The organism is Frondihabitans cladoniiphilus, assembly GCF_039544345.1.
Taxonomy (GTDB): domain Bacteria; phylum Actinomycetota; class Actinomycetes; order Actinomycetales; family Microbacteriaceae; genus Frondihabitans; species Frondihabitans cladoniiphilus.
In genome coordinates this window covers 193352-217793 of sequence record NZ_BAABLM010000004.1, presented here as the reverse complement: position 1 = coordinate 217793, position 24442 = coordinate 193352, and the positions used below count along the sequence as shown (strand labels likewise).

Below are 24442 nucleotides of genomic sequence, written 5' to 3'. Positions count from 1 at the left end.
GGCGCCGAGGACACCGGTCGCGATGGCGAGGGGAGCGAAACGAAGACGCTTGGCCTTGGTGGAAGCGGAGCTGTGAGCGGACATTTCTGATTACCCCTTGGTTGGTTGGGCCGGTGGCCTCGGTCGAGGCCGGGTGGGAAGAAGGAGGGCCGAGGAGAGCGATGATGTATCGCCGTTCGTGTTACTCGGTTGTGAAGCTACTCAATGATGCGGATACTCACCCGTCCCCTGAAACCCCCACTAGTGGGGCGAATCCGAAGGCGGCGTCGGCTCCGAACCAGAGGTGATCCCGCAATGACGAAACGGCCGCTCCCCGAAGGGAACGGCCGTCGCGAGAACGGGTCGGGGGGCTGGTCTCAGCTCTCCTCGAGGTGGTTGAAGAGGATGCGCACGCCGCCCGTGGCGATCTCCTGCACGTTCGGGAACAGCGCGCCGGCCTCGGCGCCCGAGACGGCCGCGCTGGCGGCGTCGTAGTTCTCGAAATAGAGGTCGATCGTGCGGTAGGCCGGCGTCGGCGAACCGTCCTCCTTCGGCCAGACCTTGCTCGTCTCGACCTTGGTGATGCCCGGCAGCTTCTTCGCGAGGGCCAGGTTCTCGGGGTAGGCGGCCTCGAAAGCGTCGGGGTCGGTGGGGTTGTCGTAGATGAACGTGATCTTCGTGGGCATGCGTGGACCTTTCGTCAGAAGGGACGGGACGCTCTCATCCAACGCCCCCGACGCGAGCCGCGCCCTCGAAACGCGTCGCGGCGCCCTCGACGAGGGTCGCGTCGAACTCGTCGGAATGCAGGATCCGCGCGTCGAGCCCCGAGGCCGCCACGAACGCGCGGGTAGTGGCTGCCTGGCGGACGCTGGTCTCGATCAGCAGACGGCCGTCCGGGGCCAGCCAGGCGGGGGCATCCCGCGCTATCCGCTCGTGGAGGGCCGTGCCGCCGGGGCCGCCGTCGAGAGCGGACCGGGGCTCGTGGTCGCGGGCCTCGACCGGCATGAATGCGAGTTCGTCGGTCGGCACGTAGGGCGCGTTGGCGAGGATCACGTCGAACCGGCCGAGGTAGTCGCGCGGCACGGCCTCGAACAGGTCGCCCTCCGTGACGCGCTCGGGGTGCGACAGGTTCGTCCGAGCCATCGCGACGGCCGCCGGCTCGAGGTCGGCGGCGTGCACCTCGACGAGCACCCCCGCAGCCTCGGCACGGGCCTCGAGGGCCGCCCCCGCCGCTCCGGAGCCGCAGCACAGGTCGAGCACCCGCAGAGCCCGGTCGGGCGAGAAACGGGGGATGCCCGCCCACGCCGTCTCCACGAGGAACACCGTGCGGCGCCGCGGCACGAAGACGCCCGCACCCACTCGGATCCGCAGGCCGTCGAACTCCGCCCAGCCGAGGACGTGCTCGAGGGGCTCTCCGTCGACGCGGAGCCCGAGCATCCTCGCCAGATCGTCGTCGTCGGCGGCAGCCTCGATCAGGAGGCGCGCCTCGTCCTCGGCGTAGACGCACCCGGCGGCGCGGAGCCGCGCGACGAGCTCTCGGGGATCGGTCGGCATGGGGTCAACGATGACACGATTGGGCCATGCCTTCCTTCTCGCTGTCCGACCGCGCCCTCGCCTCCCTCACCGGTCTCGCCCTGGGCGACGCCCTGGGCATGCCCACGCAGTCGATGAGTCACGAGGCGATCGCCGACTCGTACGGCCGGGTCACCGGGTTCGTCGGCGCGGGCCCCCTCCAGCGGATCGCTGCGGGCATGGCGGCCGGATCGATCACCGACGACACGGAGCAGGCGCTGCTGCTGGCGAAGCTGCTGATCGAGGGCGGCGGACGGGTGGACCCTCGGGCCTTCGCGGACGGGCTCGTCGCCTGGGAGCGCTCGATGCAGGAGCGCGGGTCGCTCGACCTGCTGGGCCCGAGCACGAAGGCGGCGGTGACACGTCTGCTCGAGGGGGTGCCGGTGGCCGAGGCGGGCAGCGGTGGCACCACCAATGGGGCGGCAATGCGGATCGCGCCGATCGGGATCGCAACGCCGGTCGACGACCTGGCCGGGCTGGTCGATGCCGTGGAGGCGGCGAGCAGTGTCACGCACAACACCGGGTTGGGCATCTCCGGGGCAGCGGCCGTGGCGGCGGCGATCAGCGCCGGGCTCGCAGGCGCGAGTGTCGACGAGGCGCTCGACCGGGCGACCGAGGCGGCTCGGCTCGGGGCCCGACGAGGAGTGTGGGTCGCGGGCGGCGACATCGCGTCGCGGCTCGCCCACTTCCGCGCGTGGCTGCCCGGGGTGCCGGCGGCCGAGCGGGTGCGGGCCGTGTACGACGTGATCGGCACCTCGGTGGCGTCGCAGGAGTCGGTCGTGGCCGCCCTCGCACTCGTGTCGCTCGCCGAGGATCCCTGGGCGACGCTCGGCGAGGCCGCCAGCGTGGGCGGCGACACCGACACGATCGGTGCGATGGCCGGGGCGGTCCTCGGGGCGCTGCACGGCATGGCGGCGTGGCCCGAGGCGGCGGTCGCGACGGTGACCCGGGTGAACGGACTCCAGCTGCCCGAGGTCGCGGCGGGCCTCCTCCTGCTGCGGGAGCGGGTGTGACCGGGCGTGGGCGCGAGCGTGCGGGCGGGCGCGAGCGTACGGGCGGGCGCGTCCTCGTCGTCGGCAACGCCATCGCCGACGTCGGCCTCGTCGTCCCCGCTCTGCCCGAGCCGGGCGGCGACGTCCTCGCGACCTCCACCGCGGTGACCGCCGGCGGGGCCTTCAACGCGCTGGCGGCCGCCTCGCGCGACGGGGCGGTCGCCGTGCACGTCGGCATTCTCGGCACCGGGCCCTTCGCCTCGCTCGTCGCGGCGGCGCTCGAGAGCGAGGGCGTCCTCTCGCTCGAGCGGCGGGTGCCGGACCGCGACACCGGCTTCTCCGTCGTCCTGGTCGACCCGACGTCCGAGCGGACCTTCGTCACGAGCGTGGGGGCCGAGGGGATGCTCGAGCCCTCCGACCTTCAGGGAGTCGAAGTCGAGCCCACCGACGTCGTCCTGGTGTCGGGCTACTCGCTCGCGCACCCGGCGAATGCGTCGCTCGTCCCGGCCTGGCTCGAGGCGCTGCCCGAGTCCGTGCGGGTCGTCTTCGATCCCTCGCCTCTGATCGCCACGCTGCCCCGTGCGGCACTCGCGCGGGTGCTCGCGCGGACCGACGTCGTCTCGGCGAACGCCCGCGAGGCGCGCCTCTGGAGCGGGCGAGGCGTGCATCCCGCCGACGCCGCGGCTCTTTCCGGGCCGGCTCTCTCCGGGCCGGCTCTCTCCGAGCCGGCTCGTGCGGCGTCCGCCCTCGCGGCGCTGCTCTCTCGGCCGGGTTCCGCGGCCCTGGTCCGCGACGGCGCCGACGGCTGCGTGCTGGCGACCGGCTCCACCGTGCAGCGCATCGCCGGCTTCGCCGTCGAGGCGGTCGACTCGACCGGGGCCGGAGACGCCCACTGCGGCGTCCTCTGCGCGGCTCTCGCGCGCGGCGTCACTCTGCCCGAGGCGGCTCGACGGGCCAACGCGGCGGCGGCCCTGGCGGTCGCCCGGCGCGGTCCCGCGACCGCGCCGACGGCCGCCGAGACCGACCTCCTCCTCGGGGCGGGCCTCCCGCCGACCGGCGACGGCACTCGGTGAAGACCGGCGACGGCACCCAGTGAACGTGTCCTAAACTCCCTCTGTGCGTGTTCCCTCCTCCTCTCTCCGCAAGACGAGGGAGGCGAGCCGCAGCTCCGCCGACATCGAGCCCGGCAGCCCGTTCGACCGGCTGCGACGGGCTCCCTGGCTCCTCTGGAGTGTGTTCGCCGCCATCCATGTCGCCCTCCTCATCGGGGTCCTTCCGTTCATCGTGAAGGGCACGTCGGGGGGCGACGTCTCGTGGTACCAGGGCGTCGCGCATCACGCGCTGAAGACCGGTGAATGGCCCGTCTTCGGCCGCGACTGGGTCTATCCGGCCGGTGCGGTCCTGATCGTGATGCTCCCGGCGGTCCTCGGGTTCGCGTTCTACCAGGTGCTCTGGCTGGTGTTCATCGCCGCGAGCAACGCCGTCGCGGTCTGGTTCCTGATCGATCGAGGCACGAGGCGCCGCGATCTCACGGCCACCTGGTTCTACCTCGCCACGCTCGCGGTGCTGTCACCGGTCGTCCTGATGCGGATCGAGGGCTTCACCGCTCCGGCCGTCGTCGTGGCCCTCCTCTTCCTGAGCAGCCGGCCGCGCGTTGCGGGGGTCCTGCTCGCGGCGGCGACCTGGGTCAAGGTCTGGCCCGCCGCGGTCATCGCCGCCGCCCTCGTGGCCTCGTCGAAGCGGTGGGCGATCCTCGTCACGTCCGTCGGCGTCTCCGTGATCGTGGCTGCCGTCGTCTTCCTGTTCGGCGGCGGCTCGCACCTCACGAGCTTCGTCACGGCCCAGGACTCCCGGCCCCTCCAGCTCGAGGCGCCGCTGGCCACCCCCTGGGTCTGGATGAGCATGTTCGGCGTGCCCGGCGCCCGCATCTTCCACGACCATCCGCTCAACACCGAAGAGGTCACCGGCCCGGGCGACTCCTGGTTGGTCGCCCATGGCACGATGCTGATGCTCCTCGTGATGCTCGCCCTGCTCGTCCTGCTCGCCCTCGCGATGCGGCGCCTGTCGATCTTCGCCCGGCCCACCGGCCGCGAGCTCGACCTCGTCCTCCTCGGCAGCCTGGGCCTCGCCAGCGCCTTCGTCGTCTTCAACAAGGTCGTGTCGCCCCAGTACCTGCTCTGGCTGACCCCGATCGTCGCGGTCGGGCTGCTCAGCAAGCCGGTCGAATGGCGCTTCCCCGGAGTGCTGCTGGTCGTGACGAGCGTCGTGACCACGCTGGTGTACCCGGTGTTCTACGACCAGCTCATGGCCGCGCATCCCGCCGCCGTGATCTTGCTCGCGGTGCGGAACCTGCTGCTGCTCGCCGCCTTCGCGTGGGCGGTGTGGAAGGTGGCGCGCGTCGCGTTCGTGCGGCCGACGGTACCGCTCGGCACGCGGCCGTTCGACGTCGCCGTGCGCAACATCAGCTACTGAGTGCGGCGCTCGCCTCTTCGCTCGCGCCTCTGCTCCGACTCTGCTGCCGCGCGACGTATGACGGACTGATCAACGCGCCGCGGCACGTGCTTTCGACCGTGATACGTCGCACGGCGGGGCATCCCGTGCGCCAGCGTCAGACGGCGCCAGCGTCAGACGGCGGCCGCGTCAGACGGCGCCCGCGTCAGACGGCGGCCGCAGCGACCGGAGCAGCCGCGACCGGAGCAGCCGCAGCAACGGCGTCCAGAGCCCGCTCGAGGTCGTGCCGGAGGTCCCGCACGCTCTCGAGACCGATCGACAGCCGGACCGTGCCGGGGCGGATGCCGCGCGCGAGCCGCTCGTCTTCGGTGAGGTGGCCGTGGATCGTCGAGCCGGTGTGGATCGCCAGGGTGCGCACGTCGCCGAGGTGGGTCATCTTGCTGATCAACTGGAGCGAGTCGATGAAGACGCGGGCCGCCTCGACGCCGCCGGCCAGGTCGAACGTGACGACGGCACCGGCGCCCTGGGGCAGGTACTTCTGCGCCCGGGCGTAGTAGGGGTTGCTGACGAGACCCGGGTAGTCGACGTTCGCCACCTCGTCCTGGTGCTCCAGCCACTGGGCGATCTCCAGGGAGTTCGAGACGTGGCGTTCCATGCGGAGCGAAAGCGTCTCGATGCCCTGTAGCAGCAGGAACGCGCTCGTGGGCGGGAGCGTCGGGCCGTAGTCGAGCGCCGTCACGCTGCGGAGGTAGGTGAGGAACGCGAGGCGGCCGAAACGCTCGACGAACGAGGCCACACCCGTGCGGGACGGGAGCGCGATCTCGGGGAAGCGGTCGGCGTTGCCGGCCCAGTCGAACGTGCCGCTGTCGATCACGACGCCGCCGATGACGGCCCCGTGCCCGGAGAGCCACTTCGAGGTCGAGTGGATCACGATGTCGGCGCCGTGCTCGATCGGCCGGTTGAGGAACGGGGTGGCGACGGTGTTGTCGACCACCAGCGGGAACCCGCCGCGGTGCGCGATGCCGGCCAGCCGCTCGAGGTCGACCACGTCGTTCTTCGGGTTCGGGATCGTCTCGGTGAACAGCGCCTTGGTGTTCGGACGGATCGCCGCCGCCCAGACCTCGTCGGGGGCATCCGCCGGGATCAGCTCGATCTCGACGCCCTGGCGTCCGAAGCTGCGAGCAAAGAGGGTCCGCGAGCCCTCGTAGAGGCTGTCCGTGGCGAGGACGTGATCGCCGGAGGCCGCCAGAGCGTTCAGCGTCAGGGCGATGGCCGCAGTGCCGCTCGCCGTGAGCAGACCCCCGACGCCGCCTTCGAGGTCGGCGAGCCGGCGGGCGACCGCGGCATTGGTCGGGTTGTCGGTGCGCGAGTAGGCCGGCTCGGGGATCGTGCCGTTGAAGCGGCCCTGGCCGTCGTCGAAGGAGTCGAACACGAAACCGGCGGTCTGGTACAGCGGGGTCAGTCGGGCTCCGTGATCGGCGTCGAGGGTCGCACCGGCGTGGATCTGACGGGTCTCGAAGTCGAACTCTGCTGCGGCCATGGTCGGAAGTCGTGCCTTTCGCGGTGAACGCCTTTCGGCGCCACGGCCCCGGTGAGCCGCGCTGCCAGGTTAACCCGGGCATCCCCCGCGCACCTGCGCCTCGTCACACGGGGTCACGAATCGGGGCGCCGCCGTCGTCGCCGACTCGGCACCCGGAAGGGCCGGAGGGGTCAGGGATGCACGGGGCCGGTCTCGTCGAACAGGTCGCCGAGCCGCTCGTGGAACTCGGCGATCGGGCCGTCGTAGTAGGCGTTCAGTGCTGCTGTGACGCCCTCGGCGTCGCGGCGGCCGGCCGCCGCCGAGAGGGAGCGGATGGTGTCGAAGATCCCGTCGCAGGGGATGAGGTCGGCGTGCAGGCCGGTCATGCGTCGGATGGTGGGCGAGAGACGCTGCACGGCCCGGGCCAGCGCGGCGTTGCCGAGGGCGTCGACGAACGGCAGGAGGGCCGCCGCCTCGGCGCGGCCCGAGAAGAGGTTGTCGGCGTCGACCTCGACGCGCTCGGCTGCATCGTCGCCGTAGGCCCGGAACCCGGAGATCTGCTCGTCGGTGAGGAACGGGGTGCCCATCCGCGCCGCGAACAGGTAGAGCGCCCGCGCGGTGTCTTGAGTCTCGAGGTAGCGGACGAGATCGAGCGGCGCGACCCGGGTGTAGAGGTTCGGCACCGCCTCGACGAGCTTCACCTCTTTGAGGCGGAGCAGCGCGGTGCGGACCGTGGCCCGGGACAGCCCGAGCTCGCTGGCGAGCGACAGGTCGTACAGGCGCTGACCGGGAGCGAGGCGTCCGCGCACGATGTCGTCCTGCAGGCGGTCGAAGACGTCGTCGGTCAGCAGTCGTCGGGCGGGAACGGGCTCGTCGAGGCGATCGGGGACGGGCATCAGCTCACGTCGTCCAGGTACTCGGCGAGGCTCATCCCGGTCATGGTCTCGGTGAAGGCGCGTGTCGGACCGTTCAGGAACTCCCGCATGCCCGCCTCGAAACCGTCGACGTCGTGGTCGACGCAGCGCGCGACGATGGTGTCGAAGTAGCCGGCGATGGCCTTCACCTGCAAATGGGTCTTGAACCGGTTGATGCCGAGCTGCAGGAGCGGCTCGTGCACGGCGATGTTCTCCAGGAGCACCGCGTTCGAGCAGTGCCGCGCGATGGCGCCGAGGAAGCGATCGATCGGCGTCGGCCCCGGGGGGAACAGGGCGGGGTCGGAGGTGCGGAGCTCGTCGCACAGGGCCGCCAGCCGCGGGACCTCGTCGGCGGGGAACGCGAGGATGCCCCAGTGCAGGGCCCGCGTCATCAGCGTCGCCCACACGGCGGCGCTCTCGGCGTAGACGCGCGGGGTGATGGTCGCGACGCGGGTGTAGCGGTTCGGGGCCATCTCGATGACGCCGACCTCGGTCAGTTGAGCGAGGGCCTCGCGGATGGGGGCCCGACTGGTGCCGAGCCAGGCGGTCAGGTCGCTGTCGCGGAGCCGGGCGCCGGGCTGGAACGTGCCGTCGAGGATCGCCTTCAGGAGCTGCCCGTGGACGCGCTCGCGGAGGAGGGTCCGGGCGGGTGTCGCAGACGGCTCCACCGCTTCACCATCCGATCGCCGCGTTTTCAAGTGCCCCAATGTACACGTCGCGCGCGGAGGCCTGGGACACAGCGAATCAAGACACGGAAGTGGACAGAGACAGTGGGCAGCGACACAGAAGAGAATGGGCGGGAGTCTCTTACCCGAATAAAAGGACTCCCGCCACCGCCGGATCAGTGGCGTGATTCACATACTAATCAGATCGCCCATTCGTGACCTAATCGATTCGCTAAAAATTCTTGCGAGTAGGTTTTCCCTCGGCTACCCTCGCGCGGGGCGTCGGGCTGCGAGGCCGTTGCGATGAGGCCGCGATGCCTCGTCGATCAGCCCGCGACGCCCGGTCGATCAGGCCGCGACGCTGGCGAGGAGCAGGATCGGCCGGTGATCCGACTTGCCCTGGGGCAGCGACAGCACGCTGGCGATCTTCATGCCCATGGTGGTCGCGAAGTCGAAGTGGCCGCTGAAACCCGACCGTGCGTACGTGGGCTCCTCGGTGATCGAGAGCTCGTAGCCCGTCTTCAGCAGGTGCTTGCGGAGCCCGGCCCGGAACCAGGGGTAGTTGAAGTCGCCCACCATCACGGTCGGCACGCCGTCGGCGAGCTCGGCCAGTTTCTCGTGCGCCAGGCCGATCTGCTTGCGGCGCAGGGCGTTCGAGGCCGTGAGCGGTGCCGCGTGGAAGTCGGCGACGATGAGCTCCTGCCCGGTGGTGAGGTCGCGGAGGCGGGCGGCGAGCAGTCGCTCGTGGGCCGGCGCCATGACGCGGTCGTGCATCGACTTCATCAGGGCGAAGAGGCTCGTGCCAAGCAGCTCGAAGCGGTCCTTGCGGTAGTAGAGGGCGAGGCCCAGACGGTTCGTCTTCGTCGACGCGGCCAGGGTCAGCCCGAGGATCTCTTCGGGGATGTCGGTGCTGTCGCACTCCTGCAGGCAGAGCACGTCCATGGTGTGGGTGTCCACGAGAGCTGACAGCTCTCCGATGGCGAGGTGCTCACGGAGGTTGTAGCTGACGATTCTCAGATCGGATTCCATGGGCTCATTCTGGCGCGTCCCTCGGGTCGGGGCTTTCAGGAAACCACCCCAGTTAACGGGAACGTCATCTGGGGGATGCACGGAACGGCTCTCAGGAGGCGCCCGGCCCCATCACATCCAGTACCATCGCGCACTTCGCACCGAAGACCGCTCGCATGAGCGCATCGCCGTCGGGGTCCGTGCCGAAGGTCCGGGGGAGCTCCAGGCTGAGCAGCACGCTGAAGAGCATCCCCTGGGCCAGGAATTCGTCGACCTCGACGTCGGTGAAGCCGGCCTCGTCGCGGAGGAAGCGGAAGACGTCGAGGAATCCGGCGCGAGCGAAGCGGCCGATCTCGGCATCGCCGCCCGAGACGAACGCCTGAAGGAGAGTGCGGTGGACGCCCTTGCTGCTGACCAGGTCGACGAACGTCTCGCCGAGACGCTTCTGCAGCGGATAGCCGGACCCGTCGTCGGCCAGAGCGGCCCGGAACGCGACGAGCATGGTTTGAAGAGCGCGATCGAGGACGTCGAGGAACAGCTTCTCCTTCGTGCCGAACAGGCGCACGACGTAGGGCTGGCTGATACCGGCGGCCTTGGCGATCTGGTCGGTCGTCGTGCCGTGGTAGCCGCGGTCGCCGAAGACGCCGGTGGCCGCGTCGAGGATCAGCTCGCGGCGCTGGGCGGCCGGCATGCGCGTCTCCGTCGACGCGGTGGCGGAGGAAGTCGGGGGCATGGTTGACATGGTATCAGTCGATAACTTACGGTCTAGGTAATCATCCGATTACAACCTGAATGGACTCATCGTGTCGTCTGCATCCGGTGCCCGTCGCATCCCCGTCTGGCTGGCCGTCGTAGCCGCCTCGCTGCCCATGTTCATGGCCACGCTCGACAATCTCGTCGTCACGAGCGCTCTGCCCGTCATCCACGAGAAGCTCGGCTCGACCGTCGAGAGCCTGCAGTGGATCACCAACGCCTACACCCTCACGTTCGCTGCGCTCATGCTCCTCGCGGTCAGCCTCGGCGATCGCCTCGGCCGTCGACACCTCTTCATCGGCGGCATCGTCGTCTTCACGGCCGCGAGTGCCCTGGCCGCTCTCAGCACCTCGACGAGCGTGCTCATCGCCGCCCGTGCCCTCGAAGGCGTCGGGGCGGCGGCCATCATGCCTCTGTCGCTCACCCTGCTGGTGGGTTCCGTCTCGGCGGCCGCCCGGCCCATGGCCATCGGCATCTGGGGTGGCGTCTCCGGGCTCGGGGTCGCGCTCGGCCCGTTGATCGGCGGCGCGGTCGTCGAGGGCTGGAGCTGGGAGTCGATCTTCTGGCTGAACGTCCCGGTCGGCATCGTCGCGATCCCCCTCGCACTGCTCGTGCTCCCGAACAGCGTCGGCGCTCGGGTGCGCGCCGACGTCCTCGGCGTGATCCTGGCCGGCCTGGGAATCCTCGGCGTCGTCTACGGCATCGTGCGCGGCAACGACGCCGGCTGGACCAGCTTCGAAGTGCTCGGATCGTTGATCGCCGGCGGCCTTCTGATCGCCGGGTTCCTGGTGCGCGAATCGGCCACGTCGTCGCCGCTGCTGCCCCTGCGCCTGTTCCGCGACCGGAGCTTCGCGCTCGCCAACCTCGTCGCCATGTCGTTCAGCTTCGGTGCGTTCGGCGCCGTGTTCATCCTGATCCAGTTCCTCCAGGTCGTGCAGGGCAAGACGCCCCTCCAGGCGGGCGTCGAGACCATGCCGTGGACCCTTGCGCCCATGTTCATCGCCCCGCTCACCGGCCTCCTCGTGCCGCGACTCGGCACCCGCTTCCTGATCGTCGCGGGCCTGGTGCTCCTCTCCGGCGGCCTCTTCGAGATCGGCCTGACGCTCTCGGCCGACGTGGCGTACTCGACGATGCTGCCCGGGTTCCTGCTCGCCGGCATCGGCATGGCCCTGGTGTTCGCGCCGATCTCGAGCGCCGTGCTGGTCAACATGGCGTCGGACGACCACGCCAAGGCCACCGGCACGAACTCGACCCTGCGCGAGATCGGCGTCGCCCTGGGCATCGCCGTACTGACCGCGGTGTTCACGGGCGCCGGCGGGCAGCTGACGCCCACCGGGTACGTGCATGCCGCGGTCCCCGCAGTCCTCGTCGGGGCGTCGGTGCTGCTCGGGTCGGCGGTCGTCGCGCTGTTCCTGCCCGTGGGGCGCGGAGCGCGAGCCGAGGCGGGGGATGCCCGGGGCGAGGTAGCGGCGGAGGGTGCCGTAGCTGCCGGGGCCGGTGCCAGTGCCAGTGCTGGTGCCGGGGCCGGTGCTGGTGCCGGTGCCGGGGCTGGTGCTGGAGCTGGTGCCGCCGAGTCGCCCGTGCCGCTGTCCGTCTGACGTGCGGCTGTCCGTCTGACGTGCGGCTGTCCGTCTGACGTGCGGCTGTCCGTCTGACGTGCCGTTGTCCGTCTGAGGTGCGGCTGTCCGTCTGACGTGCGGGCCTGGGCATCCCACCCGGTGGGTTCTGTCCTCGTGCCCGCGCCGGTGTTCGGTGCCGTCCCGTCCCGTCGGCAACTCAGGCAGTTGTGGCCGACGGGGACTGGGTGGTGGTCTCCGTGGGCGGCAGATCTCTGGTCGCCTGAGTTGCCAGCGGTGGCCCGGCGACCGGGTGCCGGGAGGCCGGATGAGGCGGGGTGGCCCGTGCGTCCCACCCTCGCGCTTCCGCCCTCGCGCCGGTGTTCTATCCGTCGTGTCGGCAACTCAGGCAGTTGTGGCCGACAGTGCCCAGGAGGTGGTCTCTGCGGGCGGCGGGTCGCTGGTTGCCTGAGTTGCCATCGGTGGCCCGGCGTCCGGGTGCCGGGAGGCGGGGCGAGCAGAGGCGGGTCCGGTGGGGCGGGCTGGGCATCCCACCCTGTCGGTTCTGCCTTGTGCCCGCGCCCGTGTTCTGTCCCGTCCCGTCGGCAACTCAGGCAGTCGTGGCGCACGGGGCGTGGGTGGTGGTCTCTGCGGGCGGCGGGTCGCTGGTTGCCTGAGTTGCCGGCGGTGGGCCGGCGGCCGGGTGCCGGGAGGCCGGGCGAGCGGAGGCGGGTCCGGTGGGGCGGGCTGGGCATCCCACCCTCCCGGTTCTGCCCTTGTGCCCGCGCCCGTGTTCTGCGCCGTCGTGTCGGCAACTCAGGCAGTTGTAGCCGACCGAGCGTGGGCGGTGGTCTCTGCGCGCGGCGGATCGCTGGTTGCCTGAGTTGCCAGCGGTGGGCCGGCGGCCGGGCGATGGGTGAGAGCAGGCCGGGTGCGGCGGGGCGGGCTGGGCATCCCACCCTCCCGGTTCTGTCCTCGTGCCCGCGCCGGTGTTCTGTGCCGTCGTGTCGGCAACTCAGGCAGTTGCGGCCGACGGGGCGTGGGCGGTGGTCTCTGCGGGCGGCGGGTCGCTGGTTGCCTGAGTTGCCAGCGGTGGGCTGGTGGATAAGTGCTGGGGAGGCAGGGTGGCGGGAGGCCGGGTGCGGCGGACCGGGTGAAGGGGATGCCGAACGGGGTGCGGGTGCATGGGCGGGAGGAGCTGCACCCTCGAGTCCGCGGGGAACCCCAGGTCGACAGGGGTGCGTGGGCGCGGGCGGGGTGCGGCTCCGCGGGACGGGGGTGCGGCTCCGCGGGGACGGGGTGCGGGCCGGGCGGGACGACCCGCACCCCCGCGGACACCGGCCAGGCGGCCCAGGCGCGCCCGGCCAGGCGGCCCGGCCGCAGGGCCTGCCGAATTCGAGAGCGATCGGGCGCGACACGTCAAGCCGGCCAGCAACGGGTGTGGCTCGGGGGCCGAAATGCTCTCGAATTCGAGAAGACGGGGGATGCACGGCAGACATGCGCGGCAGACACGCTCGGCAGACCAAGGCATGCGACGCCGTATGACGGGGCGGCGTGCATCCCACCCTCTCGTCCCCGGCCGTGCGGAAGGATGGGCGTGTGAGCGAGACGACTGCATCCACCACCCCGGGCGTTCGAGTCGAGCGCGTCGAGTGGGACGACCCCCGGGCGGTGGCCCTGCGCGAGGCCATGGAGTTCGAGATGGGTGCTCGGTACGCCGGGCGCGACGCCGACAGCACTCCCGATAAGGAGGAGGCGCTGCACCGGGCGTTGGCCGTTGATCCCGCCGGAGTGTTCGCGACGATTCTGGTGGTGGACGAGTCGACCGGCACTCCGCTCGGACACGCGGCCCTCCGCGACCTGCGCGGCGAGTGGGAGATGAAGCGCGTCATCGTCGCCGTTGCGGCGCGGGGCCGGGGGATCGGCGCCCTGCTGATGAGCGAACTCGACCGGGCGGCTCGCGAGGGTGGCGCGGCACGGATCATCCTGCAGACCGGCGACCGGCAGCCCGAGGCCGTGCGGTTGTACGAGCGGAGCGGCTACACGCCGATCCCGGTCTACCCGCCCTACATCGACACGATCCCGTTCTCGCTCTGCTACGAGAAGGTGCTCGCCTAGGCCGCGCCGGGCACGACCCGAACTGGGCACGACCCGAGCCGGTGACGACCCGAGCCGGGCACGACCCGAACCGGGCACGACCCGAGGGGGAGACGAACCCGCCGAAAGGGGGATGCGCGCAGTCGGCCCCGATCCGTACCGTCGGAGCATGAGCGCTTCCAGCACGTCCCGCGCCCCCGTCCCTTCCCACGCCGTCGCGGCCGCTCCGGCCCTCGTCCAGCCGTCCGCCGCCGCCGGGCACGCCGTTCGCGCGACCGTCGCCGTGATCCTCGGCTCGGCCCTCATCGGCGGCCTCACGAGCCCGGCGCAGCAGTATCTGCCTTCGTGGATCAACTCGCTCGCGAATTCGGCCGGGGGATGGACGGCGTTCGTGTTCCTTCTCGTCTGGCTCGCCCGGGCGCGACCCATCCTCGCCGTGGTGCTGGGGGTCGTCGCCTTCGAGACGATGGTCGAGGCGTACGGCCTCGTCAGCGGCTGGCGCGGGCACTACTACTCCGCGCCGTTCTCGTCGATCTGGTCCGGCATCGGCCTCGTCGTCGGGCCGATCATGGGGGTGGCGGCGACGGCCGCGCGTTACGGCTCGCGGGGCTGGCGCCTGCTCGGCGTCGCCGCCCTCAGTGCCGTGCTGATCGCCGACGGCACGCACGGGCTCCTCGTGCTGCTCACCTCCACGAGCCCCGTCTTCTGGACTCTCGAGATCGTGGCGGGCGCGAGCTTCTTCGCGCTGGCGCTGGTCCGCGTCAGGCGGTAGCGCTGGCGCTGGTCCGCGTCAGGCGGTAGCGGAGCCGCGCGTCAGGCGGTAGCGGAGACACCGGTCCGCGTCAGGCGGTAGCGGAGCCGTGCGTCACGCGGTAGCGGAGACGCCGCCGTCGGCGGAACGCTCCTCCAAAGCCTCGATCACGAGGGGTGTCAGCCCGCGCGCCCACTGATCGTGCAGGTGTCGCCAGGAGACCGGTCCGCGAGACCGTGCCGGGCCGACGAGGCCCGGGAACTCCGAGTAGCGCACGCCGGGAAGCTGGGTGACGAGGTCACGCGTGGCGGCGTTGAGCCGGTCGGCCTGCCACCGGATCAGCTGGCGGAACGGCAGCGGGATCGGCCAGAAGTCGGCCAGCGGCGGGATCGCCACGAAGACGACCTCGCAATCCGGGCCCGCGCTTCGGCGAAGACGGTCGGTGATCGCCGCGAGGGCGGTGGCCCAGGCGTCCGTCCGCGTCAGGAACAGCACGTCGGTCACACCGAGCAGCACCACGGCCACGTCCGCCTCGCGCAGATCGAGCACGTCCGACACGGCGAGCTCGTCGGCCAGCCGGGTCGGGTCGATGCGGGCGACCCAGTCGACACCGCGGCCCCGTCGTGCGGCCACGAGCTGGGCGGTCCGGGCGTGGGTCGAGATGTCGTGCGTCACGACGCCGTAGCCGCCGGTCAGCACATCGCCGATGAAGACGAGCCGCTCCGGGTGGGGGCCGGGGATCGAGCCGTCCGGCTCGTCGCGAGGCATCGGTGCGCGGCGGATCTCGCGCTTGAACAGGGCGAACGAGAGGCGGAGCAGCGGGCGCCCGAATAGGCGCACGAGTGGATCGAGGGAGGTCACCCTCTATCGTTGCAGAACGACGACCGTCGCTCGTGCCCCTGTTCGGGGGCGGCGCCCGCGAGGCGCCGGGCGCGAGGGCGAGACGGTGGGATGCACGGCGGCCCGGGCCGACGGGGCGATTAGGATTACCCGGTGATCACGCGACGCGAAGCGGCCCTCCGGCTCGACATCCCCCTCGAGATGGCGAATCGCCACGGGCTGCCGAAGAGCCTGACCGACGCCGAGTTCGCAGAACTGGACACGAACCCGCCGGCCTGGCTGCAGCAGTCCCGGGCCAATCGCACCGGCACGAAGCCCGTCTGGGTGAAGCTCGAGTGCGTCGTCTGCGGGTTCACCGAAGACGTCCGGCCGAAGAAGTGGTGGCCGGAGTGGACCTATCTGTCCTGCGACCACCACACCCCCGGAGAGGTCCCTCTCCCCGCCGACGGTCTCGCTCGACACGAGGTCGACGGCATCGGCAGCCGCTTCATCGCGGTCGTCGACGAGAAACCGTCACCGGCACCCGGCCATACCCCGTAGTCTGGGCCGCCAGTCGAAGGGGTGCACGCATGGGCACACTGCTCTACGGGAATCCGAGCGTCGTCGTCACCTTCGAAGACCGAGCTCTCATGCACCTGCAGATCGTCATCACGACGAAGCTCCGCCTCAAGGAGAGCTTCGCCTTCTCCTGGGTGGACGACGTCTCCCTCGGCAGCGGCCGGAGCTCCATCTGGCTCGACCCCAGCTCGATCCTCTACTTCCGGTTCCTCGGCAACCGGATGCCGGCCATCAACCGCGAGTGGATCGCCGAACTCACGCTCTCCGCCAACAGTGGCACGGGTCTTCTGTTCACGGCCGAACCGGGGGCGCCCGCTGGGCCGCGCCTGGCCAGGGCCGCTTCGTGACGGGCCCCGCTTCGTGATCGGGGCCATCGCCGCTCCGTGGACGGCGCCGCTCAGCGATGCCCAGTACCAGGTCACCGGCTACGTGCTGGGGGTCGCGACCCTCGCGTTCCTGGCCGGCACGATCAGGAGCGTCATGACGAAGGGCGAGGTGGGATCCCGCTACCGGCCGGTCGTGTCCGCGCGGGTGAGCATCCTCGTCGTCGCCTTCCTCTCCTATCTCGGCCTCGCGATCGCATTCGTGCTGAGCTACCACCGCGTCGGCGACCACTGGCTGCCCGGATCGTCGAGCACCGCCCTGACGACCCTCCGCTACCTCGAGTGGTCCGTGACGGTGCCGCTGCTCTGCCTCGAGCTGCTGGGCGTCTGCGGTCTCGTCGGCGACGCGGCCCGGCGGGCGGGGCGCGTGGCCATCGGGTGTGCGTTCCTGATGATCGCGAGCGGCTTCGTCGGCGGGATCACCTCGCAGTCCGCCGCGTCCGGAGGCGGCACCGGTGTCGGCGGTCGTGCGGCGACCCTGGACGGCGGGATGCTCGTCTCCGGCGGTCTGGTGGGGTGCCTGTTCTGGGCCGGCCTCGTCGTCGTGCTCGTGCGTGCCGTCCGTGCATCCCGCGACACCCTCACCGCCGCCTCGTGGCGGTTGCTCGTCCGCGCCAACGCGATCCTCCTGATCAGCTTCGTCGTCTACCCGATCGTGTACGCCCTGCCGCTCTTCGGGGCGTCGGGGGCCTGGTCGACCCTGATGCAGGTGGCCTACACGGTCGCCGACGTCACCGTGAAGCTCGTCTTCGGCAACGTCGTGCTGCGCGTCGCGAAGATGCGGACCGCGGAAGACGTCCGGGCCGGCGACGACGTGCATGCCGAATCGATCTGGATCTCGTCCGAGAAGGTGTCCGACGCCGGGGTCGCGCTCGAGGTGCACCTCGCCGAGGGATCGGCCGTCCACCAGCGCCGGAGCGAGCAGCCGACGGGCTCGGCCGTGGCCGCCCCCTCGCCGTCGATCTCGGCCGGGGCCGAGGCCGAGGCCGACAGGGGGAACTGAGCGGCGGAAGCCGACAGGCTCTTGCGTCTTTCTACTCACCCTGTCAAGCCCTCGCCGCAGGCTCGCGCCGGGCGTCCGCGGCTGTCAGTCTTCGACGCGAAGGGTGGTGGCGGGATGAGCTCGTATCGATCGGAACCCGGTGTCGTCGGCCTACGCGTCGAGCACCTGTCCCGCCGGCGACGGGATCCCGCGCGCATCGGCCTGGCGGATGTCACCCCGATCATCGGGCGGGGCGACGGGCCGGCGGGGAGTCGGGCGGGCGACGGCCTCGCGCAGAGCGGGTCCGTCGAGGCCGAGAACCCGAGCTACGCCGCGCTGATGTTCCGGTGCCGGGCGGCCCTTGTGCCCGTCGTGGCCCTGCCGATCGCTCGGTACGACGACACGGCCCCCTCCGCGCGCACGCGGTAGCCCGGCTCCCGCTCGTCGACGCGAGGCCGGGCCTCCGCGAGGGGGCGGGCGGTGCATCCCGCGCTCCGCCCCCACGGAGCCCGACTAGAAGGGCGCGACTCCGCTGCGGTCGATGAACGTGCCGGTCGGGCCCTGGCCGCCGCGAGTGGCGAGCTCGACGATGGCGTCGGTTCCCTCCGTCACGGTCTGGTGACCCGAGTTGCCGTTGAGGTCGGTCGCCGTGTAGCCGGGGTCGGCCGCGTTGATGCGGACTTCCGGAAGCGCCTTCGCGTACTGCACGGTCAGCATCGTGACGGCCGACTTCGAGGCGTTGTAGAGCGGCGCGATGACCTGCGACTCGATGCGCGAGGGGTCGTGCACGGCGTCGAACGAGCCGAGACCGCTGGTCACGTTCACGATCGTGGGGGCGGAGGATGCACGGAGCAGGGGCAGGAACGCCTGCGTGGTCCGCACGATCCCGATCACGTTGGTCTGGAAGACGCTCGTGGCGTCGTCTCCCGTGATGTCGGCCGCGTCCTTCTGCGGGCCGGTGATGCCGGCGTTGTTGATCAGCACGTCGAGTCCGCCTGCGGCACCGACGGTGGCTGCGGCGGCGGCGACGGAGGCGTCGTCGCTCACGTCGAGCTGGACGAAGGAGGCGCCGAGTGCGGTGGCGGCCTCCTCGCCGCGGGCCCGGTCGCGGGCGCCGATCCAGACGGTGTGGCCGGCTTCGAGGAGTCGTCGGGCGGTTTCGTAGCCGAGGCCCTTGTTGGCGCCGGTGATGAGTGTCGTTGTCATGCACTCAGCCTGCTCTCGCGGCCCGTGCGCAGCCAGGGGCCGCTCAGCGTACGGACCGCGAGTACCACCCTCGGCGTCCACTGCGCGCGCGTCGAGCGCGGCCTCGACGAACGCCTGTGTGCCGGGGGAGGGGCTAGACGCGGACGGGGAGGTTCGCCTCGACCAGGGCCACGAACTCGTCGGTGGCCGGGCTCTCGCGGGGACGCACGCGGGCGACGACGGAGCCGCCGGGCGCGACGAGGTACTTCTCGAAATTCCACTGCACGTCGCCGGCCTCGCCCGAGGCGTCGGGCGTGGTGGTGAGGACGTCGTAGACCGGGTGGCGGTTCTCGCCGTTGACCTCGATCTTCGCGAAGACCGGGAAGTCGACGCCGTAGGTCGCGACGCAGAACTCCTGGATCTCCTCGTTCGTGCCGGGCTCCTGACCGTTGAACTGGTTGGCCGGGAAGCCGACGACCTGGAGGCCCTGGTCGCGGTACTTCTCCTGGAGGGCCTGGAGGTCGCCGTACTGGGGCGTGAGGCCGCAGCGGCTGGCGACGTTGACGACCAGGAGGAGCTTGTCGTCGTACTCGCCGAGGGTGGTGGTGGTGCCGTCGGCCTTGTCGACCGGGATCGAATACAGGGTGTCGCTCGTCATGACTGCTCCTCGGGTCGGTGGACGACGTCGGTCGGTTCGCGACGTGAGTCGGTCGACGACGGAAGTCGATGGACGATGTCTGAGGGGAAGTCTACGAGCGACACCCGTCGCCTTGCTATGGGACGGCCGCGAGGTTACGCGTCGCGTCGCTTGATGGTGACGGTGGCGATGGCGAGCAGGACGACCGCCCAGGCCAGCAGGACGAGCAGGCCCTGCGTCGCATCCAACGTGATCAGTCCGTCTTTCACACTGGACGTGCCTGCTCCGTAGGCGTAGATCTTGCCGCCGGCGTTGCTCGGAAGGAACGCGATGAGGTTCGTGATCCAGGCGACCGAGGTCAGTGCGCTGAAGATCGTTCCGATGATCGGGAGGATGAAGACGAGACCGATTCCGGCGGCGATGCCACCGGCCGTGCTGCGGATGATCGCTCCGAGGCCGAACGAGATCAAGCCGACGAGAGCGATGTAGCCGGCGCCGCCGATCAGCGCGAGCCAGAACTGGCCGTCGCTCCAGTCGAAGCTGACGTTGTTGTGGTTCAGACCCGGCGTGGCCACGAGAGCGGCGACGACGAGCGACACGAGGCCGATGACGAAGGAGCTGATGCCGAAGACGAGCACCTTGCCGAAGACGGCGCCGAAGCGACGCGGGTCGGCCGTGAGCGTCGACTTGATCATGCCAGTGCCGTACTCGCCGGTGATCATCAGGGCGCCGAGGACGGCGCTGATCAGCACGGAGAGCGTGAGGCCGGCCGTGATGATCCCGATGGCCTCGGCGGGTCCGCCGGCCGTCGAGAGGGCGCTGCCCGGGCCACGGCCCCTGCCGGCCCCCACGAGCCAGGAGGCCAGGGCCGCGAAGCCGACGTTGATGATCACGATGAAGAGGTAGCACCAGAAGGTCGAGCGGAGCGAACGGATCTTGATCCACTCGGAGCGGAGGATCCCCCCGAACGTGAGCCGGCTGAGAGTGGCGTGCGAGCGGGCCGGGACCCCGGCGGGGGTCGCGGGGCCGGTGGGCTCGGTGGTCGTGGTGGCGGTGGTCATGCGATTGCCTCCGGAGCGGCGCTGGTGGTGCGGTACTCGACGTCGTCGGCGGTGAGCGCCATGTAGGCGTCCTCCAGCGAGCCGTCGAGAGGGGTGAGCTCGTGCAGGACGACGCCGGCGGAAGCGGCGATCTCGCCGATGCGCGAGGAGGCGAGGCCGTGCACCTCGAGGAGGTCGGCGGCCGTTCCGGTCACCGTGACCTCGGGCTGCGTGAGCAGGGGGGCGAGTTGCGACGCCTGCGGCGTGCGGACCCGGACGCCGTCGCCCTTGGCGCGGGCGAGGATCGTCTGGACGGGCTCGTCGGCGATCACCTTGCCGCGACCGAGCACGATGATGTGGTCGGCCGTCTGGGCCATCTCGCTCATGAGGTGCGAGGAGAGGAAGACGGTGCGGCCCTCGCGGGCCAGGTGGCGGGCGAGGTTTCGCACCCAGACGACGCCCTCGGGGTCGAGGCCGTTGACGGGCTCGTCGAGGATGAGCGTGTCGGGGTCGCCGAGGAGGGCCGCGGCGATGCCGAGACGCTGCCCCATGCCGAGGGAGAACCCGCCGACGCGCTTCTTGGCGACCGACTCGAGACCGGTCAGGGCGATGACCTCTTCGACGCGCTTCTTGCCGATGCCGTGGGTGGCCCCCATGGCGAGCAGGTGGTCGAAGGCGCTGCGCCCGCGGTGGACGGCCTTCGCGTCGAGGAGGACGCCGACCTCGCGGAGCGGGGCCCGGTGCTGGGAGTAGTGCTTGCCGTTGACGGTGACGTCTCCGGAGGTGGCTCGATCGAGCCCGACGATGAGACGCATCGTGGTCGACTTGCCGGCACCGTTCGGCCCGAGGAAGCCCGTCACGAGGCCGGGCTTCACCTCGAACGAGACGTTGTCGAGGGCGGCGCGCTCGCCGTAGCGCTTGGTGAGGTTCTCGGCGACGATCATGAGTTCTGCTCCATGACCGCCACGTTAGGAGAACCCCTGCGCGGCGGCATGGTCCCGGGGTACCGGCCCTCCGGGACCCCGGGGCCGACTAGCGTCGCGGCTTGACGAACTGCCCCTCGTCGTGGTCGCGCGGGGCGCGGTCCTGCATGATGAAGTGCTGCTTCTTGCCGGTCGCCGTGTAGGGGAGCTCGTCGACGAACGAGTACAGGCGGGGCCGCTTGAAGTCGGACAGGTCGATGCTGTCGTGGCAGAACTGCTCCAGCGCGTCGGCGGCCTCCTGCACGTCGGCGAGCTGGCCCGCCCGGCGGACGACGTAGGCGACCACGAGCTGCCCCCACTCGGTGTCGGGCAGACCGCAGACGATCACGTCGGCGACGGCGGGGTGGCTCGCGAGGACCTCCTCGACCTGCACGGGGTGGACGTTCTCGCCGCCCGAGATGATCATGTCGTCCTTGCGGCCGACGACCGTGATCACCTCGTCCTCGTTCCAGGTGGCGAGGTCTCCCGCGAAGAACCAGCCGTCCTTGAACTTCTTGGCGTCCTCCTCGGGGTTGTTCCGGTACGTGTAGCCCGACTTGATCGACCGGACGGCGACCTCGCCGATCTCCTTGCCGTCCGTGGCCACCTGGTTCTTCGGATCCCCGAGCCCCTCGCCCACGACCTTGGCCACGACCACGTCGTCGTCGATGCTGGCGCGACCGGCGGCCCCGGCGTAGGTGGTGAGCTCGTCGCCGGGGAGGAAGGTGTTCCAGAACGCCTCGGTGGTGCCGTAGCCGTTCGAGATGTTCGGCGTCAGCACCTTCTGGTAGCGCAGGGCCGCGTTCCGCTCGAAGGGCGCACCCATCGTGACGATGCCCTTCAGAGTGGCGAGGTCGCGGGGCTGCGACTCCTGCACGTCGGCCAGGCGCTCGAGGTTGGTCGGGGCGCCGATGACGTAGGTGACGCCGTTGTCCTGCACCAGGTCGAGCACCTTGCCGGCGTCGAAGCGCGGCAGCGTCACGGCCTCGGCGCCGACGTAGAACACGGTGTTCGGACCGGCGCAGTAGGTGCCGCCGCGGTGGAACCACGGAGACATGTTCATCGTCTTGTCCTTCGGCGTCAGCGACATGTTGATGATGACGTCGTGCGCGGTCAGCACCTCGTTGAGGCTCGTGAGCGGGACCGCCTTCGGACGTCCGGTCGTGCCGGACGTGTAGAGGCGCGTCGTCTCGTCCCACGTGGTGCCGTCGACGGGCGCGGTGAACGAGGGGGCGCCTTCGTCGAGCAGGGCGGAGAACGGCACGGCGCCCTCGACGGCGCTGACGTCTTCCGGGCCGACGGCGACGAGCACCGACGGGCGGAAGGAGGCGATCTCGAGCGCGGCGGCGATCAGGCCGGCGTCGCTCGCCTCGAAGAAGAAGACGACCGGGCGCGAGTCGTCGAGGATGTAGGCGGTCTCGGCGGGTGCGAGACGGAAGTTCATCGGCGAGCCGACGGCGCGGATGCCCTGGGTGGCCACGTAGAGGAACGCGAACTCGGGGCGGTTCATCAACTGGTAGCAGACCACGTCGCCCGTGCCCACGCCGTGCGAGGCGAGACCGGCCGCGAGCTGCCCGGTGACGGCGCCGAGCTGCTGGTAGGTCCAGCTCTCGCCGGTCTCCGAGTCGGTCAGCGCCGTGCGCTTGGCGTAGCGGTGGATGTTCCGCTCGATGCCGTTCGCATAGGTGAAGTGGTTCGCGAACACGCCCTGGAAGGTCGTCGGGTCGTAGTCGCTGTTGGGGCCGCTCCAGGCTCCGGTCGGCGACTGCGGGCTCGCGTTCGATGTGGTCGTGGTCACGTGGCTCTCCCCTTTCGAGACTCCGCCGCCCAGCGCGGCCGTCTCCGTGGATGCTGCCCCTGTTCGAGCATCCCATCGGACAATAGCCCACGGAGGCTGGCGTTACGACAGACCTGTCCACCGCCAGAACGCGAGAGATCGGGGGATGCCCGGCCCGCGTCCCCCGGGTCAGCCCAACTCGTCCGTGGCGCGGTCGGACGCGTCGTGCTCGAGGAAGTCGGCGTAGGTCGGCCCGTCGTCGGGCCGGGGTGCGGGCACGCGGGGTTGCACGGGCACGGAGGCCGTCGGCGTCTTGTGATGCTTGCCGAGGTGCTCCACGTGCACCGGAGGCACACCGGGATCGCGGTCGTAGGCGCTGCTCGTCATCGCGCTGCCGCCTCGTCGGCGCAGTCGACGTCATTCACCCTTCGCATGAAGGAACTTTCGCAAATTATTCGACCGGGTGCAATGACGGCGACGGGGGCTTGACGCTGCTGCTGACGTGGGTCTAAAGGGCTTCTTTCAGGAAACGGGGGACAGGAACGCCGAGGCGGCCCGGGCCAGATACCCCGGGTCCTCGACGCCGCAGAGTTCGCGGGCCGAGTGCATCGACAGGAGGGCGACGCCGACGTCGATCGTGCGGATCCCCAGACGGGTCGCCGTGATCGGCCCGATGGTGGAGCCGCACGGCACGGCGTTGTTCGAGACGAAGGTCTGGAAGGGCACACCGGCCTGCTCGCACGCGCGCGTCCATTCGGCTGCGCCCCGGGCATCCGACGCGTATCGCTGGTTGGCGTTGATCTTGAGCAGCGGGCCGCCGTTCGGAAGCGGGTGGTTCGCGGGATCGTGGCGCTCGGAATAGTTGGGATGCACGGCGTGACCGGCGTCGGAGGAGAGATGCCAGGAGGCGGCCCAGGCGCGCAACCGCTCGCTGTCGCTGGCACCCAGGCCGTGCGAGATCCGGGTCAGCACCGTCTCGAGGAACGGCCCCGCGGCGCCGGAGGTCGAGGCCGAGCCGACCTCTTCGTGGTCGAACGCGCCGAGCACGGCGGTCACGCTGCCCGCGGCGATCGCGTCGGCACTGCCGATCAGGGCCTCGAGGCCCGCGTGCACCGAGGTCAGGTTGTCCATGCGGCCGGCTGCGAACAGGTCGCGGTCGAATCCGATGATCTGGGGATGCGCGGTGTCCGCCACGAGGACGTCGTGCCCGGTGACCGTGGCCGGGTCCACCCCCGCCGCCGCTGCCAGTGCTGCGAGGATGTCGCCGCCCGTCGGCCCGTCCACGCCGACGATCGGGTGCAGGTGCCGCTGCGGGTCGAGCTTGAGACCCTCGGAGTTGACGGAGCGGTCGAGGTGCACGGCGAGCTGCGGGAAGCGCAGCACCGGGCCGGTGCGGACGAGGTGGATCGCACCGTCGGAGGTGGCCAGACGCCCCGCGAACTCGAGGTCGCGGTCGAGCCACGAATTGAACAGCGGGCCGCCATAGACCTCGACGCCGGCCTGCTGCCAACCGCTCGTGCCGGTGTCGGGGGAGGGCTTGAGTTTGAACGACGGGGAGTCGGTGTGGGCTCCGACGATGCGGAACGGGCTCGTCGCGGTCGCCGCCTCCGGACGGATCCAGGCGATGATCGCACCGTCGCGCACGACGTAGTGCCGGCCCGGCCCGGTCGGCCAGTCGGCGGTCTCGCTCAGCCCGACGAAGCCTGCGGCGTCGAGGCGACGGGCCGCCTCGGCGGCGGCGTGGTACGACGACGGCGAGGCCGTGATGAGGGAGGAGAGGGAGGCGAGGTGGGCGTCGGTGGCGTCGTTCGTGGGAGTCAT

Annotated in this window: 25 protein-coding genes; 10 read left to right on the top strand and 15 right to left on the bottom strand. The window is 70.9% G+C overall.

Features of this window, described 5'->3' with window-relative positions:
* Positions 1-356: 356 nt before the first annotated feature.
* Positions 357-665 (bottom strand): EthD family reductase, encoded by a 309-nt coding sequence (locus ABEA39_RS11995; RefSeq protein ID WP_345376114.1) that lies wholly within the window; start codon positions 663-665, stop codon positions 357-359.
* A 34-nt stretch (positions 666-699) separates the two neighbouring features.
* Complete coding sequence (locus ABEA39_RS11990; protein WP_345376113.1) at positions 700-1533, bottom strand: putative protein N(5)-glutamine methyltransferase; 834 nt, start codon at positions 1531-1533, stop codon at positions 700-702.
* Positions 1534-1559: 26 nt separating this feature from the next.
* Between ABEA39_RS11990 and ABEA39_RS11985 the strand changes: the two genes are divergently transcribed.
* Genes ABEA39_RS11985 through ABEA39_RS11975 form a run of 3 tightly spaced genes read left to right on the top strand, consistent with a single transcriptional unit; the run spans position 1560 to position 5015 of the window.
* Entirely contained in the window at positions 1560-2564 is a 1005-nt protein-coding gene (locus ABEA39_RS11985; protein WP_345376112.1) for an ADP-ribosylglycohydrolase family protein, read from the top strand.
* Positions 2561-3616 (top strand): PfkB family carbohydrate kinase, encoded by a 1056-nt coding sequence (locus ABEA39_RS11980; RefSeq protein WP_345376111.1) that lies wholly within the window; start codon positions 2561-2563, stop codon positions 3614-3616. Before ABEA39_RS11985 ends, ABEA39_RS11980 begins: the two co-directional genes overlap by 4 nt.
* Positions 3617-3659: 43 nt before the next feature.
* Positions 3660-5015, top strand: a complete 1356-nt coding sequence (locus tag ABEA39_RS11975) for a glycosyltransferase family 87 protein (protein WP_345376110.1) — start codon at positions 3660-3662, stop codon at positions 5013-5015.
* A gap of 184 nt (positions 5016-5199) precedes the next feature.
* Here ABEA39_RS11975 and ABEA39_RS11970 read toward each other — a convergent pair whose 3' ends face one another.
* The 5 genes from ABEA39_RS11970 to ABEA39_RS11950 all read right to left on the bottom strand — a co-directional run bounded on the left by ABEA39_RS11970 (position 5200) and on the right by ABEA39_RS11950 (position 9833).
* Positions 5200-6534, bottom strand: coding sequence for an O-acetylhomoserine aminocarboxypropyltransferase/cysteine synthase family protein (locus ABEA39_RS11970; protein ID WP_345376109.1), 1335 nt, complete (start codon positions 6532-6534; stop codon positions 5200-5202).
* Positions 6535-6704: 170 nt separating this feature from the next.
* Positions 6705-7409, bottom strand: coding sequence for a GntR family transcriptional regulator (locus tag ABEA39_RS11965; RefSeq protein ID WP_345376108.1), 705 nt, complete (start codon positions 7407-7409; stop codon positions 6705-6707).
* Positions 7409-8095 carry a GntR family transcriptional regulator gene (locus tag ABEA39_RS11960; protein ID WP_345376107.1) on the bottom strand — a complete coding sequence of 229 codons (687 nt, stop codon included), beginning with the start codon at positions 8093-8095 and terminating at the stop codon, positions 7409-7411. The genes ABEA39_RS11965 and ABEA39_RS11960 overlap by 1 nt, the downstream gene beginning before the upstream one ends.
* A gap of 345 nt (positions 8096-8440) precedes the next feature.
* Positions 8441-9121: an endonuclease/exonuclease/phosphatase family protein gene (locus tag ABEA39_RS11955; RefSeq protein WP_345376106.1), complete on the bottom strand. Its 681-nt coding sequence runs from the start codon at positions 9119-9121 to the stop codon at positions 8441-8443.
* A 91-nt stretch (positions 9122-9212) separates the two neighbouring features.
* Positions 9213-9833 (bottom strand): TetR/AcrR family transcriptional regulator, encoded by a 621-nt coding sequence (locus ABEA39_RS11950; protein WP_345376105.1) that lies wholly within the window; start codon positions 9831-9833, stop codon positions 9213-9215.
* Between the two features lie 70 nt (positions 9834-9903).
* On the opposite strand from ABEA39_RS11950, the gene ABEA39_RS11945 reads away from it, so the two are divergent.
* The 3 genes from ABEA39_RS11945 (at position 9904) to ABEA39_RS11935 (ending at position 14278) form a co-directional block, all read left to right on the top strand.
* On the top strand, positions 9904-11451 hold the full coding sequence (locus ABEA39_RS11945) for a DHA2 family efflux MFS transporter permease subunit (RefSeq protein ID WP_345376104.1): 1548 nt from the start codon (positions 9904-9906) through the stop codon (positions 11449-11451).
* Positions 11452-13008: 1557 nt separating this feature from the next.
* Positions 13009-13527 (top strand): GNAT family N-acetyltransferase, encoded by a 519-nt coding sequence (locus ABEA39_RS11940; protein WP_345376103.1) that lies wholly within the window; start codon positions 13009-13011, stop codon positions 13525-13527.
* Positions 13528-13675: 148 nt separating this feature from the next.
* On the top strand, positions 13676-14278 hold the full coding sequence (locus ABEA39_RS11935; RefSeq protein ID WP_345376102.1) for a DUF6518 family protein: 603 nt from the start codon (positions 13676-13678) through the stop codon (positions 14276-14278).
* A gap of 93 nt (positions 14279-14371) precedes the next feature.
* Here the strand turns inward: ABEA39_RS11935 and ABEA39_RS11930 are convergent, their stop codons facing one another.
* The gene (locus ABEA39_RS11930) at positions 14372-15118 is read right to left on the bottom strand and encodes a GDSL-type esterase/lipase family protein (protein WP_345376101.1); all 747 of its coding nucleotides are present in this window, start codon (positions 15116-15118) and stop codon (positions 14372-14374) included.
* 132 nt (positions 15119-15250) lie between these two features.
* On the opposite strand from ABEA39_RS11930, the gene ABEA39_RS11925 reads away from it, so the two are divergent.
* The 4 genes from ABEA39_RS11925 to ABEA39_RS11910 all read left to right on the top strand — a co-directional run bounded on the left by ABEA39_RS11925 (position 15251) and on the right by ABEA39_RS11910 (position 17449).
* The gene (locus tag ABEA39_RS11925; RefSeq protein WP_345376100.1) at positions 15251-15637 is read left to right on the top strand and encodes a hypothetical protein; all 387 of its coding nucleotides are present in this window, start codon (positions 15251-15253) and stop codon (positions 15635-15637) included.
* A gap of 29 nt (positions 15638-15666) precedes the next feature.
* Entirely contained in the window at positions 15667-16002 is a 336-nt protein-coding gene (locus tag ABEA39_RS11920; protein WP_345376099.1) for a DUF7882 family protein, read from the top strand.
* Positions 16003-16015: 13 nt separating this feature from the next.
* The gene (locus tag ABEA39_RS11915; RefSeq protein WP_345376098.1) at positions 16016-17041 is read left to right on the top strand and encodes a bacteriorhodopsin; all 1026 of its coding nucleotides are present in this window, start codon (positions 16016-16018) and stop codon (positions 17039-17041) included.
* Positions 17042-17155: 114 nt separating this feature from the next.
* The gene (locus tag ABEA39_RS11910) at positions 17156-17449 is read left to right on the top strand and encodes a hypothetical protein (protein ID WP_345376097.1); all 294 of its coding nucleotides are present in this window, start codon (positions 17156-17158) and stop codon (positions 17447-17449) included.
* Between the two features lie 84 nt (positions 17450-17533).
* Here the strand turns inward: ABEA39_RS11910 and ABEA39_RS11905 are convergent, their stop codons facing one another.
* The 7 genes from ABEA39_RS11905 to ABEA39_RS11875 all read right to left on the bottom strand — a co-directional run bounded on the left by ABEA39_RS11905 (position 17534) and on the right by ABEA39_RS11875 (position 24442).
* Positions 17534-18226: an SDR family NAD(P)-dependent oxidoreductase gene (locus tag ABEA39_RS11905; protein ID WP_345376096.1), complete on the bottom strand. Its 693-nt coding sequence runs from the start codon at positions 18224-18226 to the stop codon at positions 17534-17536.
* A 133-nt stretch (positions 18227-18359) separates the two neighbouring features.
* The gene (locus ABEA39_RS11900; protein ID WP_345376095.1) at positions 18360-18863 is read right to left on the bottom strand and encodes a glutathione peroxidase; all 504 of its coding nucleotides are present in this window, start codon (positions 18861-18863) and stop codon (positions 18360-18362) included.
* Between the two features lie 134 nt (positions 18864-18997).
* A complete protein-coding gene (locus tag ABEA39_RS11895) occupies positions 18998-19903 on the bottom strand; it encodes an ABC transporter permease subunit (protein ID WP_345376094.1) in 906 nt (301 codons plus the stop codon).
* Positions 19900-20826 (bottom strand): ABC transporter ATP-binding protein, encoded by a 927-nt coding sequence (locus tag ABEA39_RS11890; protein ID WP_345376093.1) that lies wholly within the window; start codon positions 20824-20826, stop codon positions 19900-19902. The genes ABEA39_RS11895 and ABEA39_RS11890 overlap by 4 nt, the downstream gene beginning before the upstream one ends.
* Positions 20827-20914: 88 nt before the next feature.
* Positions 20915-22642, bottom strand: coding sequence for a class I adenylate-forming enzyme family protein (locus ABEA39_RS11885; RefSeq protein WP_345376092.1), 1728 nt, complete (start codon positions 22640-22642; stop codon positions 20915-20917).
* A gap of 168 nt (positions 22643-22810) precedes the next feature.
* On the bottom strand, positions 22811-23008 hold the full coding sequence (locus tag ABEA39_RS11880) for a hypothetical protein (RefSeq protein WP_345376091.1): 198 nt from the start codon (positions 23006-23008) through the stop codon (positions 22811-22813).
* Positions 23009-23143: 135 nt separating this feature from the next.
* Complete coding sequence (locus ABEA39_RS11875; RefSeq protein ID WP_345376090.1) at positions 23144-24442, bottom strand: M18 family aminopeptidase; 1299 nt, start codon at positions 24440-24442, stop codon at positions 23144-23146.